The organism is Streptomyces sannanensis, assembly GCF_039536205.1.
In the GTDB taxonomy this organism is placed as follows: Bacteria; Actinomycetota; Actinomycetes; order Streptomycetales; family Streptomycetaceae; genus Streptomyces; species Streptomyces sannanensis.
Window position 1 is genome coordinate 2,144,318 of the sequence record NZ_BAAAYL010000001.1, and the last position, 15,562, is coordinate 2,159,879.

At 70.5% G+C, this 15,562-nt stretch carries 14 protein-coding genes and 1 pseudogene; 10 read left to right on the forward strand and 5 right to left on the reverse strand.

Annotated features, from left to right (window positions below; genetic code table 11):
• Positions 1 to 34 precede the first annotated feature (34 nt).
• Positions 35 to 475, reverse strand: coding sequence for a DUF3052 domain-containing protein (locus tag ABD858_RS09995; RefSeq protein ID WP_345035913.1), 441 nt, complete (start codon positions 473 to 475; stop codon positions 35 to 37).
• Positions 476 to 828: 353 nt separating this feature from the next.
• Here ABD858_RS09995 and aceE point away from each other — a divergent pair, with 353 nt between their 5' ends.
• Positions 829 to 3,606, forward strand: a complete 2,778-nt coding sequence (gene aceE / locus ABD858_RS10000; RefSeq protein WP_345044412.1) for a pyruvate dehydrogenase (acetyl-transferring), homodimeric type — start codon at positions 829 to 831, stop codon at positions 3,604 to 3,606.
• A gap of 55 nt (positions 3,607 to 3,661) precedes the next feature.
• Entirely contained in the window at positions 3,662 to 4,546 is an 885-nt protein-coding gene (locus ABD858_RS10005) for a potassium channel family protein (RefSeq protein WP_425586184.1), read from the forward strand.
• 117 nt (positions 4,547 to 4,663) lie between these two features.
• On the opposite strand, the gene ABD858_RS10010 is transcribed toward ABD858_RS10005, so the two are convergent.
• Both ABD858_RS10010 and ABD858_RS10015 read right to left on the reverse strand, forming a co-directional pair.
• Positions 4,664 to 5,026, reverse strand: coding sequence for a peptidase inhibitor family I36 protein (locus ABD858_RS10010; RefSeq protein ID WP_345035915.1), 363 nt, complete (start codon positions 5,024 to 5,026; stop codon positions 4,664 to 4,666).
• A gap of 150 nt (positions 5,027 to 5,176) precedes the next feature.
• Positions 5,177 to 6,790, reverse strand: a complete 1,614-nt coding sequence (locus ABD858_RS10015) for an MFS transporter (RefSeq protein ID WP_345035916.1) — start codon at positions 6,788 to 6,790, stop codon at positions 5,177 to 5,179.
• Between the two features lie 87 nt (positions 6,791 to 6,877).
• On the opposite strand from ABD858_RS10015, the gene ABD858_RS10020 reads away from it, so the two are divergent.
• The 3 genes from ABD858_RS10020 (at position 6,878) to ABD858_RS10030 (ending at position 9,813) form a co-directional block, all read left to right on the forward strand.
• Positions 6,878 to 7,534, forward strand: a complete 657-nt coding sequence (locus ABD858_RS10020) for a TetR/AcrR family transcriptional regulator (protein ID WP_345035918.1) — start codon at positions 6,878 to 6,880, stop codon at positions 7,532 to 7,534.
• A 129-nt stretch (positions 7,535 to 7,663) separates the two neighbouring features.
• The gene (locus ABD858_RS10025; protein ID WP_345035919.1) at positions 7,664 to 8,896 is read left to right on the forward strand and encodes an alpha/beta hydrolase; all 1,233 of its coding nucleotides are present in this window, start codon (positions 7,664 to 7,666) and stop codon (positions 8,894 to 8,896) included.
• 65 nt (positions 8,897 to 8,961) lie between these two features.
• Complete coding sequence (locus ABD858_RS10030; protein ID WP_345035920.1) at positions 8,962 to 9,813, forward strand: DUF4429 domain-containing protein; 852 nt, start codon at positions 8,962 to 8,964, stop codon at positions 9,811 to 9,813.
• Here ABD858_RS10030 and ABD858_RS10035 read toward each other — a convergent pair.
• Positions 9,729 to 10,203 (reverse strand): annotated as a pseudogene (locus tag ABD858_RS10035) (MerR family transcriptional regulator). The gene ABD858_RS10030 and the pseudogene ABD858_RS10035 sit on opposite strands and share 85 nt — an antisense overlap.
• Positions 10,204 to 10,329: 126 nt before the next feature.
• Between ABD858_RS10035 and ABD858_RS10040 the strand changes: the two are divergent.
• Positions 10,330 to 11,151: a serine hydrolase domain-containing protein gene (locus tag ABD858_RS10040; RefSeq protein WP_345035921.1), complete on the forward strand. Its 822-nt coding sequence runs from the start codon at positions 10,330 to 10,332 to the stop codon at positions 11,149 to 11,151.
• On the opposite strand, the gene ABD858_RS10045 is transcribed toward ABD858_RS10040, so the two are convergent.
• Entirely contained in the window at positions 11,143 to 11,799 is a 657-nt protein-coding gene (locus ABD858_RS10045; protein ID WP_345035922.1) for a pirin family protein, read from the reverse strand. The genes ABD858_RS10040 and ABD858_RS10045 overlap by 9 nt on opposite strands.
• Before the next feature lie 130 nt (positions 11,800 to 11,929).
• Between ABD858_RS10045 and ABD858_RS10050 the strand changes: the two genes are divergently transcribed.
• The 4 genes from ABD858_RS10050 to ABD858_RS10065 all read left to right on the forward strand — a co-directional run bounded on the left by ABD858_RS10050 (position 11,930) and on the right by ABD858_RS10065 (position 15,491).
• Positions 11,930 to 13,132, forward strand: a complete 1,203-nt coding sequence (locus tag ABD858_RS10050; RefSeq protein ID WP_345035924.1) for a PucR family transcriptional regulator — start codon at positions 11,930 to 11,932, stop codon at positions 13,130 to 13,132.
• An 89-nt stretch (positions 13,133 to 13,221) separates the two neighbouring features.
• On the forward strand, positions 13,222 to 14,169 hold the full coding sequence (locus ABD858_RS10055) for an ACP S-malonyltransferase (RefSeq protein WP_345035925.1): 948 nt from the start codon (positions 13,222 to 13,224) through the stop codon (positions 14,167 to 14,169).
• Between the two features lie 12 nt (positions 14,170 to 14,181).
• Positions 14,182 to 15,183: a ketoacyl-ACP synthase III gene (locus ABD858_RS10060; protein WP_345035927.1), complete on the forward strand. Its 1,002-nt coding sequence runs from the start codon at positions 14,182 to 14,184 to the stop codon at positions 15,181 to 15,183.
• A gap of 59 nt (positions 15,184 to 15,242) precedes the next feature.
• The gene (locus ABD858_RS10065; RefSeq protein ID WP_018486956.1) at positions 15,243 to 15,491 is read left to right on the forward strand and encodes an acyl carrier protein; all 249 of its coding nucleotides are present in this window, start codon (positions 15,243 to 15,245) and stop codon (positions 15,489 to 15,491) included.
• The last annotated feature ends 71 nt before the right edge of the window (positions 15,492 to 15,562 follow it).

Below are 15,562 nucleotides of genomic sequence, written 5' to 3' on the forward strand. Positions count from 1 at the left end.
GGCCCATGGGCGTTTTGGATGCGGTCCGGACGGCTCAGCGCTTCGCCGACTTGCCCGCCTTCGGGGTGACCAGCCGACTGCCGGTCCAGTCCTTGCCGGCGTTGATGCTCCTGGTATGCGACAGGCCGGCGGTCTGGGCGGCCTCATTGATGTCGCTCGGCTCGATATAGCCGTCGCGCCCTGTCTTGGGCGTCATCAGCCAGATGGTGCCGCCCTCGTCGATGAGACCGATGGCATCCACCAGCGCGTCCGTAAGGTCGCCGTCCTCGTCACGGAACCAGAGCAGAACGACGTCGGCGACGTCGTCGTACTCCTCGTCGACGAGCTCCTCGCCCGTCAGGGCCTCGATGGCCTCACGGAGCTCCTGCTCGACGTCGTCGTCGTAGCCGATCTCCTGGACCACCTGTCCGGGCTCGAACCCCAGCCGTGCAGCCGGGTTGGTCCGCTCCTCCGCGTGGTCCGCGGTCGCGCTCACGGATTGCCTCCTGATCATGTTTCGGGGAAGTGCTTCAGCCCCGCGCGTACGCGCGGGGCATGGGGCGTAGTCCACACGGGCGGGACGAATCTCGCAAGTACCCGGCCGTCGAACCCGCCCTTTGGGGGGGGCAGTCTCACCACGCAGGAGCGCCGAAGCACCCCGGGCGGTGATGTGCTGCACTCCATTTAGCCATGTTTACGGAGATCTGTGGTTCCGGCAGTCCACATCGGGGCCGAACGGCCTCGGGAACGCATGGTCGGACCGGGCGTAAGGTAGCGAATTGACCGAAGCCTTACGGAGCGAGTGGTTACCACCCGGTAGAGATGACGTCCGCCTCCCTCCGGTACACGATGGAGGCAACTCGACAGACCCGAGAGCGAAGGAACAGCGTGTCCGATCGCAACCCGATCATCATTGGCGGTCTTCCCAGCCAGGTCCCGGACTTCGATCCGGAGGAGACCCGCGAATGGCTCGACTCGCTCGACGCCGCCGTCGACGAGCGGGGCCGTGAGCGAGCCCGCTATCTGATGCTGCGGCTGATCGAGCGGGCCCGCGAGAAGCGCGTGGCCGTCCCCGAGATGCGCAGCACGGACTACGTCAACACCATCGCGACCAAGGACGAACCGTTCTTCCCCGGCAACGAGGAGACCGAACGCAAGATCCTCAACGCCACCCGCTGGAACGCGGCCGTCATGGTCTCGCGCGCCCAGCGCCCGGGGATCGGCGTCGGCGGTCACATCGCCACCTTCGCCTCCTCCGCCTCCCTCTACGACGTGGGCTTCAACCACTTCTTCCGGGGCAAGGACGAGGGCGACGGCGGCGACCAGATCTTCTTCCAGGGCCACGCCTCCCCCGGTGTCTACGCCCGCGCCTTCCTGCTCGACCGGCTCTCCGAGCGGCAGCTCGACGCGTTCCGCCAGGAGAAGTCCAAGGCTCCGTACGGTCTGTCCAGCTACCCGCACCCGCGGCTGATGCCGGGCTTCTGGGAGTTCCCGACCGTCTCCATGGGCCTGGGCCCGATCGGCGCGATCTACCAGGCGCGGATGAACCGCTACCTGGAGGCGCGCGGCATCGCCGACACCTCCAAGTCGCACGTCTGGGCGTTCCTCGGCGACGGCGAGATGGACGAGCCCGAGTCGCTCGGCCAGCTGTCCATCGCGGCGCGGGAGGGCCTGGACAATCTGACCTTCGTCGTCAACTGCAACCTCCAGCGCCTCGACGGCCCGGTGCGCGGCAACGGAAAGATCATCCAGGAGCTGGAGTCGATCTTCCGGGGTGCCGGCTGGAACGTCATCAAGCTGATCTGGGACCGCACCTGGGACCCGCTGCTGGCGCAGGACCGCGACGGCATCCTCGTCAACAGGATGAACACCACGCCGGACGGCCAGTTCCAGACGTACGCCACCGAGACCGGGGCGTACATCCGCGAGCACTTCTTCGGCGACGACCACCGGCTGCGCCAGATGGTCGAGAACATGACCGACCACCAGATCCTGATGCTGGGACGCGGCGGTCACGACCACAGGAAGATCTACGCGGCCTACGCGGCAGCGCTCGCCCACAAGGGCCAGCCGACCGTGATCCTGGCCAAGACCGTCAAGGGCTGGACGCTGGGCCCGAACTTCGAGGGCCGCAACGCGACCCACCAGATGAAGAAGCTCACGGTCGACGACCTCAAGCGCTTCCGCGACCGGCTGCACCTGCCGATCGCCGACAAGGACCTCGAGGACGGCCTGCCGCCGTACTACCACCCGGGCCGGAACTCCGAGGAGATCCAGTACATGCACGACCGCCGCAAGGCGCTGGGCGGGTACGTCCCCACCCGTGTCGTGCGGTCCAAGCCGCTGGCGCTCCCGGACGACAAGACCTACGCGGCCGTGAGGAAGGGATCCGGTCAGCAGTCCATCGCCACCACCATGGCGTTCGTCCGGCTGCTGAAGGACCTCATGCGGGACAAGGAGATCGGCAAGCGCTTCGTGCTGATCGCGCCCGATGAGTACCGCACCTTCGGTATGGACTCGTTCTTCCCGAGCGCGAAGATCTACAACCCGCTGGGGCAGCAGTACGAGGCCGTGGACCGCGATCTGCTGCTGGCGTACAAGGAGTCGCCGACCGGCCAGATGCTGCACGACGGCATCTCCGAGGCCGGCTGCACCGCCTCGCTGATCGCCGCGGGCTCGGCCTACGCCACCCACGGCGAGCCGCTGATCCCGGTGTACGTCTTCTACTCGATGTTCGGCTTCCAGCGCACCGGCGACCAGTTCTGGCAGATGGCCGACCAGTTGGCGCGCGGCTTCGTGCTCGGCGCGACCGCGGGACGTACCACCCTGACGGGTGAGGGTCTGCAGCACGCCGACGGTCACTCCCAGCTGCTCGCCTCGACCAACCCGGGCTGTGTCGCCTACGACCCGGCTTTCGGCTTCGAGATCGCGCACATCATCAAGGACGGTCTGCGCAGGATGTACGGCGAGAGCGCCGAATTCCCCCACGGGGAGGACGTCTTCTACTACCTGACCGTCTACAACGAGCCGATCCAGCACCCCGCCGAGCCGGCCGATGTCGACGTCGAGGGCATCCTCAAGGGCCTCTACCGCTTCCGGGCGGGCGACCACGGCACCATCCCGGCACAGATCATGGCGTCCGGTGTGGCCGTGCCGTGGGCCCTGGAGGCCCAGCGGATCCTCGCCGAGGAGTGGAACGTCAGGGCGGACGTCTGGTCGGCGACCTCCTGGAACGAGCTGCGCCGCGAGGCCGTCGAGGTGGACGAGTTCAACCTGCTCCACCCGGAGGAGGAGCAGCGCGTCCCGTACGTCACGCGGAAGCTCTCCGGCGTCGAGGGCCCGTTCGTGGCTGTCTCGGACTGGATGCGCAGCGTGCCGGACCAGATCTCGCGCTGGGTGCCCGGTCCGTACACCTCGCTGGGCGCGGACGGCTTCGGCTTCGCGGACACCCGTGGCGCCGCCCGCCGCTACTTCCACATCGACGCGCAGTCGATCGTGCTGGCGGTGCTGACGGAGCTCGCCAGGGCGGGCCGGATGGACCGCTCGGTGCTGAAGACCGCGGTGGACCGCTACCGGCTGCTGGACGTCTCGGCCGCCGAACCGGGCGCGGCCGGCGGCGACGCGTAGCGCTTGCGGTGAAAGGGCAGTGGGGCGGTCCCGCCGCCCTTCACCGTTCCCTGGCATGCGTCGCATGAAGGACCAACCCGCGCAGATCCGCTGGGAGCGGTACACCCAAGGGCCGCTGCTGGGGCTGGCTTTGGCCTTCGGTGTCGCGTACGCCGTACCGGTCGTGGCACCGGACGCGGACCGCCGGGTGCACGACATCTGCACGGGTGTCGAGTGGGTGGTGTGGGGCGCCTTCGCCGTCGACTACGCCGTACGGCTGGTGCTGGCGCCCGGCAAGTGGTCGTTCGTACGCGGCCATCCGCTGGACGCGTTCGCGGTGCTGCTGCCACTGGTCCAGCCGCTGCGGCTGCTGCGGGTCGTCTCCACGCTGCTGCTGGTGGGACGGCGGGCCCGGATGGCGCCCCAGATAACGCTCACGACGTATGTCGCGGGCGCGGTGGTGGGGCTGATGATGTTCGGCTCGCTCGCCGTGCTCCATGTCGAACGGGACGCCCCGAACGGCAACATCAAGACGCTGGGCGACGCGGTGTGGTGGTCCTTCACCACGATGACGACGGTCGGCTACGGCGACCACGCGCCCACCACCGGACTGGGCCGGGTCCTCGCGGTGGGCCTGATGCTGTCGGGCATCGCACTGCTGGGTGTGGTCACCGCCAACATCGCGGCGTGGTTCATCGCCCGCTTCGAACGCGACGACGCGGAGGAACGCCATCAGACGGCGCTCCTGGAGGCGCTGACGCGTGAGGTCGGCGAACTGCGCGGGCAGGTGGCCGAGCTGGCCGCGTCCGCCGCCCCCGCGGGTCGCGGACCGGGGTGCGTGTGCGGCGGACTTCTCCCCCGCCCCGCCCCTTCCCGGGACCCCGGCACGGCCCTGGACCCTCCCCCGGCCACCGCTGGGGGTCCTCCCGGTCCCCCATCGCCGGACGGCCTCGATTCCTGAGACCGTCCGGCACACTCGGGCCGATTCGACGGTGGTCGTCACGTTCGAGTCGGTGTTCGTCCGTGGACACCGCGGCCGGACCGGCGGTGGACGGTGGCCCTGGCCGGGGCGGCCTTCTCACCGCTCCCAGATCTTGAAGGCCCGCACCCGGTACGGGGACTGCGGCACCCAGGTGCCGTCGCCCGGGTAGGTCTGGAACTCGCCGGTCTCCGCGCACTCCGCGGACTGGTAGGTGGTCACCGGGCGGCCCGTGCGGTTGGCGAGGGCCAGCGCGCCGCTGCCCGTCGGCAGCGTCACGCAGCTTTCGATGTCGGTGCCGGACAGCTCATGGCTCCGCTTCGTCCCCTTGAAGTCCGCCTTCTCCCAGAGGCACAGCTCACCCGGCGCGCAGACGCCGAGCGTGGGCGGGGCGGCGGTGGCCGTGCTCCCGGGCAGCAGGACGGCGGCGGCCAGGGCGGCCGCGAGAACAGTCGTACGCATATGGATCATCCCCGTGGTCGTGCGGATCGGACATCCGCACCCTGGCCCGTCCCCGGGGCCCGGCGGAAGATCTGTCCGCAGGGTCCACCCTGATGGGCGACAGCCCCGCCGGAACCGTCCGACGGGGCTGTCACTCTTACGGGGTCGACGTCAGATGTGGGCGCCGCCCGCCGCCGCGTCCGCGTTCTGACCGCGCTTGGTGAACAGGGCGACCACCGCCGCGAGGACGGCCACGACACCGGCGACGGTGAAGGCGAGGCCCATACCGGAGACGAACGTGTCATGGATGACGTCGCTGATCCGGCCGGCGATCTCCGGGGTCATGCCGGGCGCCTTGGCCACCTCCGGCGGCACCGCGCCGAATTCGGCGGCCGCCTCGAGCCGCGGGTCGGGCGGGACGGGGATGCCTGCCTCCTTCCAGTTCCCGGCGAAGTCGGAGCTGACCTTGGACGACATCACCGCGCCCAGTACGGCCGTGCCGAGGCTGCCGCCGACCTGCATCGCGGCCTGCTGCAGACCGCCCGCGACGCCGGAGAGCTCCAGCGGGGCGTTGCCGACGATGACCTCGGTGGCGCCGACCATGACCGGTGCCAGGCCGAGGCCGAGCAGGGCGAACCAGATCGACATGGTGAGCGTGCCGGTGTCGGTCGTCAGCCGGGACATGCCGAACATGGCGACCGCGGTGAGGACCATGCCTCCGACCAGCGGGACACGCGGCCCGAACTTGGTGATCAGTGCTCCCGCGACCGGCGACGACACGATCATCATGGCGGTCAGCGGCAGCAGCCGCAGACCGCTGTCGACGGGGCTCAGGCCGTGCACGCCCTGGAGATAGAAGGTCACGAAGAACAGCCCGCCCATGAAGGCGAACGCCATCAGCACCATCAGCACCGTGCCGGCGGACAACGGTACGGACCGGAACAGGCCCAGCGGGACCAGGGGCTCGCTCACCCTGGTCTGCCAGAAGGCGAAGGCCGCGAACAGGACCGCCGAGGCGGCGAGCCACGCCCAGGTGCGGCCGTCTGCCCAGCCCCACTTCTCACCGGCCTTGATGATCGCCCAGATCAGGGAGAACATCGCGCCGGAAAGCAGCAGGATGCCGAGGATGTCGAACGACCGCGGCGCGTTCTGCGCACGGTGGTCCTTGAGGATGACCAGTCCCAGCGCCAGCGCGAGGACGCCGACCGGCACATTGACGAAGAAGACCGACTGCCAGCTGACATGCTCCACGAGCAGACCGCCGATGATCGGGCCGCCCGCGGTCGACGCGCCGATGACCATGCCCCAGATGCCGATGGCCATGTTGAGCTTCTCGGCCGGGAAGGTGGCCCGCAGCAGCCCCAGCGCGGCCGGCATCAGCAGCGCGCCGAAGAGACCCTGGAGCACCCGGAAGGCGATCACCAGGGAGATGCTCTGGGAGAGACCGATGGCCCCCGAGGCGGCGGCGAAGCCGGTGACGCCGATCAGGAAGGTCTGCCGGTGCCCGAAGCGGTCACCGAGCTTGCCCGCGGTGATCAGCGCGACGGCGAGCGCGAGGAGGTAGCCGTTGGTGATCCACTGGACATCGGCGAGCGAGGCGCCGAGGTCCTTCTGAATGGCGGGGTTGGCGATCGCGACGATGGTGCCGTCGAGCGCGACCATCATCACCCCGACGGCCACGGTGAACAGAGAGAACCAGGGGTGCCCCCGCAGCCCCCCGGCGGGCGTCGGCGACGGGGAGTCCTGCGACGCCCTTTCCTTTTCGACTGTGGTCTGACTAGTCATATGACGAGGCTAATGTCAGCCACTGACAGTTGACAAAGCGAATCACTAGTCGGTCACTGTCTTCCTGCTCACAGTTAGGGTTCAGCCATGGAACACCAGGTGGCAGCCACACCGGCGGGGCTGCGCGAACGCAAGAAACAGCGCACCCGTGACGCCCTGCTGCGTGTCGCGCTCGAACTCTTCACCACCCAGGGGTACGAGCGGACGACCGTCGACGAGATCGCCGCCGCCGTGGAAGTGTCGCAGCGCACCTTCTTCCGCTACTTCGCGAACAAGGAAGAGGCCGCCTTCGCCGTCCAGGAGACGGTGGAGTCGCACTTCGTCGGCGCCCTTCGCGACCGCCCGGCACAGGAGAGCCCGTTCGAGGCCATGCACAACGCGGTCCTGACCGCATGGGCCTCCCTGGAGGAGATACTCGCGCCGACGGTGCCGGTCGAGCTCTACCTGCGTACATACAAGGTGATCGAGTCGACGCCCGCCCTGCTCGCCGAGCATCTGCGCCGCTCGACCGAGCTGGAGGAGGAGATCGCCCGGCTGATCGCGGAACGCGAGGGCCTCGACATGGACACCGATCCGCGGCCCCGGGTCGCCGTGGCGGCGTTCGTCGGGGTGATGCGCGTGACGGGCCGCCTGTGGGGCCAGGGAGGGGATCCCGGCATCGAGGCCATGCGCGAGCTGACCGAGCGCTATCTCGACCACCTCACCCCCGCCCTGGCCACGGACTGGCGTCGGCGGCCCACCTGAGCGACACGCCTCGGAGCGTGCGCCCGCGCGTGCGGAACACCACGGATGGCGTAACCCACTCGCGGCTCAAACGTGATCCACGTCACCGTTTTTCCGGTCACCGCCACCGGTCTCCTAGTGTGTCCCGCAGTGACTTCCTTCGACTCCGCCCCCAGCCTCAGCATGTCGCGCGCACTGCTGGCCCTGGCCGTGGTGCTGCTCATGCTGGCCACCACGGGCTGGACCGCCATTCACCGCGAGCCGACGGACGGGGCCTCACGCGACGCCGCGCTCGCCGCCTGGGAGCGGGGCGGTGTCGCGGGCCGGAAGCTGCCCGATCCCGAGGCGCCACCGCGGGTCATCGCGTCCTTCTTCGCAACGCTCGTCCCGGCCGGGCGGGCCCGGCTCGCCGAGCGGTACCCCCTGGTCGTCGGCAACCTCAACGGCGCCCCGGTGGCCCTGCGCTACCGCGCCAACCACATCGCGCTCGAGCAGGCGCGCACGATGGAGAAGCGGCGGATGCGCGACCGGCGGCTCTCGCCCGACGGCCGCCACCAGGCGAGCCGCCGGATGCACCGCTTCGAGTCGCTGCTGGAACCCGGACGGCAGATCCTCGCCTTCGACCCCGGTGGGGACGGGCGGGTCGCGGAGGTCTTCGGCGATCTCGGCCGCGCCCGCCGCGTGTCGGTGATCGTCCCCGGGGTCGACACGAACGTACTGACCTTCGAGCGCAGCCGGCGCAAGTACACCGCGCCCGTCGGCATGGCCGAGTCGCTGTACGCGGCCGAACGCTCCGCGAGTCCCGGCGCCCTCCCCCAGGGCCGTATCGCGGTGATCGCCTGGGCCGACTACACCTCGCCCGACGGCGTCGGCATGGACGCGGCCGTCGGCAAGCTCGCCGAGGACGGCGCGGTACGGCTCGGCGCGCTGGTCGGCGGACTGCCCGGCACCGCCCCGGTGTCGCTGTTCTGCCACAGCTACGGCTCGGTGCTGTGCGGGGTCGCCGCCCGGCGTCTGCCGCCGAGGGTCACCGACATCGCGGTCGCGGGCAGCCCGGGCATGCGGGCCGACAGCGCCCGGGGACTGCGGAGCACGGCCCGGGTGTGGGCCATGCGGGATGCCGACGACTGGATCCAGGACGTGCCCTACCTGGAGGTCGGCGTCTTCGGCCATGGCGCCGACCCGGTGTCCTCCGCGTTCGGTGCCCGGGTGCTCTCGTCGAAGGGGGCGATCGGTCACACCGGCTATTTCGAGCCGGGCACCGAAAGCCTGCGCAACTTCGCCGCGATCGGGGTCGGCGCGTACGACGAGGTGAGCTGTGCGAGCGGCGGCACTGCGTGCCGGAGTGGATTTTCCGGTCCGGCGGAGCTCCCACGCGCGTAGAAGACGGCGGATCGGGCCCTGCGCCGAGGGTTACGCACGGGCGTACGCCGCCTACGATGAGGCGCATGGGTGATGTGCTGGCCGGAATTCATGCCACCTGGGAGTTCGAGCCGGACTCCGTGCTCATCCGCTTCGAACGGGGGATCCGCACGCCGAAGCTCCTCCAGGCGCTGCGGGAACGGCACATACCCCACGAAGCGCTGTCCTCCGTGACCCTGACCCGGGGCAAGCGCGGCACGGTCGTCCTGCACGCGGTGCCACGGCCGGGCGCCGACCCGCTGATGGAGGCCGCGGCCGGCCAGCTCAAGCAAGTCTGCGACCCGTACCGGCTGGTGCTGCCGGCCGAGCGCGAGACCCTCGCCGACTACTACGCCGACGAGCTGCGCGCGCTGCTCCCGGCGGACGCCTCCACCCCGGCGGGGCGGTTCCTGGTGGCCGCTCCCGCGGCGCCGCAGCACTTCAAGGCGTACGACGGGAAGGCGTCCTTCGACGGCTCACAGGTCGTCTTCCGGTGGTTCTGGACCGGCGCCTCCTCCGCCAAGTGGAAGGCCGGCGACCAGACCTTTCCGGTCGGTGAGCTGAGCGGCGTCGAATGGCGCTCCCCCGAGGTGTTCGACGGCCACCTGCGGCTGCTGCGGCGCGCCGCCGACGGATCGGCGCAGGCGGACCAGGACCCGGCAGCGGTCGTCTTCGGCCTCGGGTACGGGCCGGTCCACGAGTCGCTGCCGTTCGCCGCGGCCGTTCTGGAGGCGGTGCGGGCCACGAGCGCGGCCCCCGTCCACGCCGGGCACGCCGCCCGGCCGGCCCCTGCCGACATCGCGGACCGCATCCGTCACCTGGGCGAACTGCACCGTGCGGGCCTGGTGACGGACGAGGAGTTCACGGCGAAGAAGGCGGAACTCCTGGCGGAACTGTAACGGGCGGGCCCGCGCCCGGCCCGTCCGGCGGCCGAGGGGGCCACTGCCTCGCCACCGAGGTCGGCGACCGTGCCCTGCAGCTCCGCGATACGGGCCGGCACATCGCGCCGTGTCCGCTCCAGCAGCGCGCGACGCTCGGCGAAGGTGTGCTCGCCCTGCCGCACGAGCTCGGCGTACCGCACCATGTCCGCGACCGGCATCCCGGTCAGCCGCAGCTTGCCGACGAAGTCCAGCCAGTGCAGATCGCGGTCGGTGAACCGGCGCTGGCCGGTGTGGGACCGGTCGACATGCGGCATCAGCCCCGATCCGCTCGTACCAGCGCAGGGTGTGCGCCCTGAGCCCGGTGCGGGCGGCGACCTCGCTGATGGTGTACGTCTCGATCACCGTCATGCCCTCAACGCCAGGACGTTGGAGTGCACTCCAAGCAAGCCCGTTCCGAAGGGTGCTCGACAGCGGCCCGGCCGCCCCGGGATCCCGCGGCACGGCTGTCCCCGCGCCACCCGTACGCTCGTACGCATGGACAGCGTACGGATCATCGAGAACTGGCCGGTCGACACCGCGGCGGCTGCCGTCGTACGGGCGGACGGCACGGTCGCCGGCGCGCACGGCCCGACCCGGCAGCGTTTTCCGCTCGCGTCCGTCACCAAGCCGCTGGCCGCGTACGCCGCGCTCGTCGCGTACGAGGAGGGCGCCGTCGAGCTCGACGAGCCGGCCGGGCCCGAGGGGGCCACGGTGCGCCATCTGCTCGCCCACACCAGCGGGCTCGCCTTCGACGAACCCCGGGTGATGGCCCGGCCCGGAGAGCGCCGCATCTACTCGAACGCGGGCTTCGAGGCACTCGGCGACCACATCGCCAAGGCGACCGGCATCCCCTTCGCGGAGTATCTGCGCCAGGCGGTACTGGAGCCGCTGGGCATGACCGCGACCACACTGGACGGCTCCCCCGCCAAGGACGGCGTCTCGACCGTCGAGGACCTGGGGAGCTTCGCGGCGGAGGTGCAGGCCCCGCGGCTGCTCCACCCCGCGACGGTCGCCGAGGCCATGTCCGTGGTCCACCCCGGTCTGAAGGGCGTCCTGCCGGGTTACGGCTCCCAGAATCCCAACGACTGGGGCCTCGGCTTCGAGATCCGCGACGGCAAGTCCCCGCACTGGACCGGCACGTCGTCCTCGCCCCGCACCTTCGGCCACTTCGGCCAGTCGGGCACGTTCCTCTGGATCGACCCGGACGCCCGCGCGGCCTGCGTGGCCCTGACGGACCGCCCCTTCGGCCCCTGGGCGATCGAGGCCTGGCCGCCCTTCACGGACGCGGTCCTGGCGGAGCTGCGCCGCTCAGCCTGACATCTCCCACAGCAGCACCTCGGCCGGGGAGGCGGCCAGCAGCTCCAGGTCCCCGGCGGCGATGATCCGCGCCGAGTCGCCGGGGCCGAGCACGTCCTCGCCCAGCGCCACCTCCCCGTGAACGACATGGGCGTACACGTACGCGGCGTCCGGCACCGCGGAGCGTTCGCCCCTCGCGAGGCGGCGGATGTGCAGCATCGCGCCGGCCGCGGGGAGGGCGTAGGGCGTGGCGTCGGCGATGCCGCGGACCAGGTCGTAGGAGGGTTCGCCGCCCGGCTCCTTCGGGGCCAGCCACATCTGGACGAAAACCAGCGGCTCGGTGCCGTCGTTGCGTTCCTCGTGGCGCACCCCGGCGGCGGAGCTGAGGCGCTGGACGTCACCGGGACGTACGGCCGTGGTGTGGCCCGCCGAGTCGCGGTGGGTGAGTTCGCCCTCGACGACCCAGGTGACGATCTCGGTGTGGCTGTGCGGATGCTCGTCGAACCCGGCCCCGGGGGCCAGCCGTTCCTCGTTGCAGGCGAGCACCGCGCCGAAGCGGACGTTGTCCGGGTCGTAGAAGCGTCCGAAGGACAGGGCGTGCAGGGTTTCGATCCCGGCGGCCGGGTCGCCGCCGCGGTAGCGGTCCGATGAGCGCCGTACGCTGATCACTGGGGTCCACTTCGCGAGGTTCGGACGGGGGCCGGCGACCCCCTGGGGGTCTCTGCCGGGGTCCGGGGGTCGCCCCCGGGAAGCACGGCACGTGACCACGGTAGACCCGGCGGTCCGGGCAGCCGTCCCGATGAGGCAGTCTTGTCCCGTGACTGAACCAGCAGCGAATCACGCCCACCCGCACGCCGCGACCCTGCGCCGGCTGGAACAGTCCTCCGGCCGGCTCGCCGCGAACGCCATCGCGCGCATGGACGAGACGCTGCCGTGGTACCGCGCGATGCCCCCGGAGAACCGGTCGTGGATCGGCCTGGTGGCCCAGGCGGGTATCGCCGCCTTCACCGAGTGGTTCCGGCGTCCGGACGCCCCGCAGGCGATCTCCACCGATGTCTTCGGCACCGCGCCGCGGGAACTGACCCGGGCGATCACGCTGCGGCAGACCGTGGAGATGGTGCGTACCACCATCGAGGTCATGGAGTCCGCGATCGAGGAGGTCGCGGCGCCCGGCGACGAATCTGTGCTGCGCGAGGCGCTGCTGGTCTACGCCCGGGAGATCGCCTTCGCCACGGCCCAGGTGTACGCACAGGCCGCCGAGGCGCGCGGGGCATGGGATGCCCGGCTGGAGTCCCTGGTGGTGAACGCCGTGCTGTCCGGCGAGGCGGACGAGGGCGCGGTCTCCCGGGCCGCCGCGCTCGGCTGGAACTCGCCGGAGCACGTGTGCGTGGTGCTCGGCACCGCCCCGGAGGGGGACAGCGAGCTGACCGTGGAGGCGATCCGCCGGGCGTCCCGGGCCGCCAAGCTCCAGGTGCTCACCGGGGTGCTGGGCGACCGGCTGGTGGTGATCGCGGGCGGCAGCGACAACCCGCTGCATGTGGCGAAGGCACTGATCGGGCCGTTCGCCGCGGGCCCCGTGGTCGCCGGACCCGTGGTGCCGGACCTGCAGACGGCGACCAGGTCGGCGCAGGCCGCGGCGGCCGGACTGAAGGCCTGTACGGCCTGGCAGGACGCCCCACGCCCGGTCCTCTCGGACGATCTCCTGCCCGAGCGTGCGATCGCCGGAGACCCGGCGGCCCGCGAACAGTTGGTGGAGGAGATCTACAGACCGCTGGAGGAGGCGGGCTCGGCGCTGCTGGAGACACTGAGCGTCTATCTGGAGCAGGCGAGCAGTCTCGAGGGGGCCGCACGGATGCTGTTCGTGCACCCCAACACCGTGCGGTACCGGCTCCGACGTGTGACAGATGTCACCGGCTGGTCACCCTCCGATGTTCGCTCGGCGTTCACTCTGCGGATCGCGCTGATCCTGGGGCGTCTGGTCGACGGAGATCCACAGATCTAGTCTTTTGTCGGACACCCACAATTCCCCGGACGGTTCTTCGTCCTTGTCCTCACGGGCGCCACTGACCGTCAACAAGAGAGAGTGTGAGAGTGCTCGTACTCGTCGCTCCCGGCCAAGGCGCCCAGACGCCCGGCTTCCTGACTCCCTGGCTCGACCTTCCCGGCGCCGCCGACCGGCTCGCCGCATGGTCCGAGGTCATCGGGCTCGACCTCGTCCACTACGGCACCAAGGCCGATGAGGGCGAGATCCGCGACACCGCAGTGGCCCAGCCGCTGCTGGTCGCCGCGGGCCTGCTGTCCGCGGCCGCACTGGGTGATGTGACACCCGGCGTGGTCGCCGGCCACAGCGTCGGCGAGATCACCGCGGCTGCCTACGCCGGGGTGCTCACCGAGGAGGCCGCCCTGGCGTTCGTACGCAGGCGTGGACTCGGCATGGCCGACGCGGCCGCCGTCACCGAGACCGGTATGTCGGCGCTGCTCGGCGGTGATCCGGACATCGTCCTGCTGCACCTGGAGAAGCTCGGGCTGACCCCGGCGAACGTGAACGGCGCCGGCCAGATCGTGGCCGCCGGCACCGCCGAGCAGCTCGCCGCGCTGGCCGAGGACAAGCCCGAGGGCGCCCGGCGCGTGGTTCCGCTGAAGGTGGCCGGCGCCTTCCACACACACCACATGGCCCCCGCGGTGGCCGGTCTCGCCGAGTACGCCAAGGGCCTTGCCCCTGCCGACCCCCGGCTGACGTTCGTCTCGAACGCGGACGGCAAGCCCGTGACTTCCGGCTCCGAGGTGCTCTCCCGCCTGGTGAGTCAAGTCTCCAACCCGGTCCGCTGGGACCTGTGCATGGAGACCTTCGGAGAGCTCGGCGCCACCGCCGTGATCGAGCTCTGCCCCGGAGGTACGCTGACAGGTCTGGCCAAGCGCGCCCTTCCCGGAGTGCGGACGCTGGCGCTGAAGACCCCGGACGACCTCGACGCGGCCCGCACGCTGGCCATGACTGATGCCGCTGAGGCGACGGGCTCGATCTCGCCCTCAGCCGAATAGGAGCCCGAGAGCATGTCGAAGATCAAGCCCAGTCAGGGCGCCCCGTACGCGCGCATCATGGGAGTCGGCGGCTACCGCCCGACCCGCGTGGTGCCCAACGAGGTGATCCTCGAGAAGATCGACTCTTCCGACGAGTGGATCCGCTCCCGCTCCGGCATCGCCACCCGCCACTGGGCCAACGACGAGGAGACCGTCACGGCCATGTCCGTGGAGGCGGCCGGCAAGGCCCTCGCCGACGCGGGCCTGACGGCGGAGCAGATCGGCGGCGTGATCGTGGCCACCGTCTCGCACTTCAAGCAGACCCCGGCGGTGGCGACCGAGATCGCGGACCGCATCGGCGCCGTCAAGCCGGCCGCGTTCGACATCTCCGCCGGCTGCGCGGGCTTCGGCTACGGCCTGACCCTGGCCAAGGGCATGGTCGTCGAGGGCTCCGCGGAGTACGTCCTCGTCATCGGCGTCGAGCGGCTGTCCGACCTGACCGACCTGGAGGACCGTGCCACGGCCTTCCTGTTCGGTGACGGCGCGGGCGCGGTCGTGGTCGGCCCGTCCAAGGAGCCGGCGATGGGCCCGACCGTGTGGGGCTCCGAGGGCGACAAGTCCGAGACCATCAAGCAGACCGTGCCGTGGACGGACTACCGCGACTCCGAGGTCGCGAAGTTCCCCGCCATCACCCAGGAGGGCCAGGCGGTGTTCCGCTGGGCCGTCTTCGAGATGGCGAAGGTCGCCCAGCAGGCGCTGGACGTGGCCGGGATCGGCCCGGACGACCTGGATGTCTTCATCCCGCACCAGGCCAACATGCGGATCATCGACTCGATGGTGAAGACCCTCAAACTGCCGGAACACGTCACCGTCGCCAGGGACGTCGAAACCACCGGCAACACCTCGGCCGCCTCGATTCCGCTCGCGATGGAGCGGCTTCTGGCGACCGGTCAGGCGAAGAGCGGCGACACTGCGCTCATCATCGGCTTCGGGGCGGGTCTCGTCTACGCAGCCACGGTAGTTACCCTCCCCTAGGCATCTCGGAATCTCCCGGACGCCTTCAACCTGAAGATAAACACCGAAGGAGCGCCAACATGGCCGCCACTCAGGAAGAGATCGTTGCCGGTCTCGCCGAGATCGTGAACGAGATCGCCGGTATCCCGGTCGAGGACGTCCAGCTGGACAAGTCCTTCACCGACGACCTGGACGTCGACTCGCTGTCCATGGTCGAGGTCGTCGTCGCCGCGGAGGAGCGTTTCGACGTCAAGATCCCCGACGAGGACGTCAAGAACCTCAAGACCGTGGGCGACGCTGCCGACTACATCCTGAAGCACCAGGGCTGATCAGTCCCGCTTAGTTGCCGCCACCCAGCGGTGGCGCCGCTTCATCCGCACCTTAAGACACGTGGAGAAAT

Coding starts and splice junctions, on each gene's coding strand:
- ABD858_RS10030 (WP_345035920.1), top strand. CDS start 8,962: ATGGGTGATGTGCTGGCCGGAATTCATGCCACCTGGGAGTTCGAGCCG.
- ABD858_RS10020 (WP_345035918.1), top strand. CDS start 6,878: ATGGAACACCAGGTGGCAGCCACACCGGCGGGGCTGCGCGAACGCAAG.
- ABD858_RS10015 (WP_345035916.1), bottom strand. CDS start 6,790: ATGACTAGTCAGACCACAGTCGAAAAGGAAAGGGCGTCGCAGGACTCC.
- ABD858_RS10065 (WP_018486956.1), top strand. CDS start 15,243: ATGGCCGCCACTCAGGAAGAGATCGTTGCCGGTCTCGCCGAGATCGTG.
- ABD858_RS10040 (WP_345035921.1), top strand. CDS start 10,330: ATGGACAGCGTACGGATCATCGAGAACTGGCCGGTCGACACCGCGGCG.
- ABD858_RS10060 (WP_345035927.1), top strand. CDS start 14,182: ATGTCGAAGATCAAGCCCAGTCAGGGCGCCCCGTACGCGCGCATCATG.
- ABD858_RS10050 (WP_345035924.1), top strand. CDS start 11,930: ATGAGGCAGTCTTGTCCCGTGACTGAACCAGCAGCGAATCACGCCCAC.
- ABD858_RS10005 (WP_425586184.1), top strand. CDS start 3,662: ATGCGTCGCATGAAGGACCAACCCGCGCAGATCCGCTGGGAGCGGTAC.
- ABD858_RS10010 (WP_345035915.1), bottom strand. CDS start 5,026: ATGCGTACGACTGTTCTCGCGGCCGCCCTGGCCGCCGCCGTCCTGCTG.
- aceE (WP_345044412.1), top strand. CDS start 829: ATGGAGGCAACTCGACAGACCCGAGAGCGAAGGAACAGCGTGTCCGAT.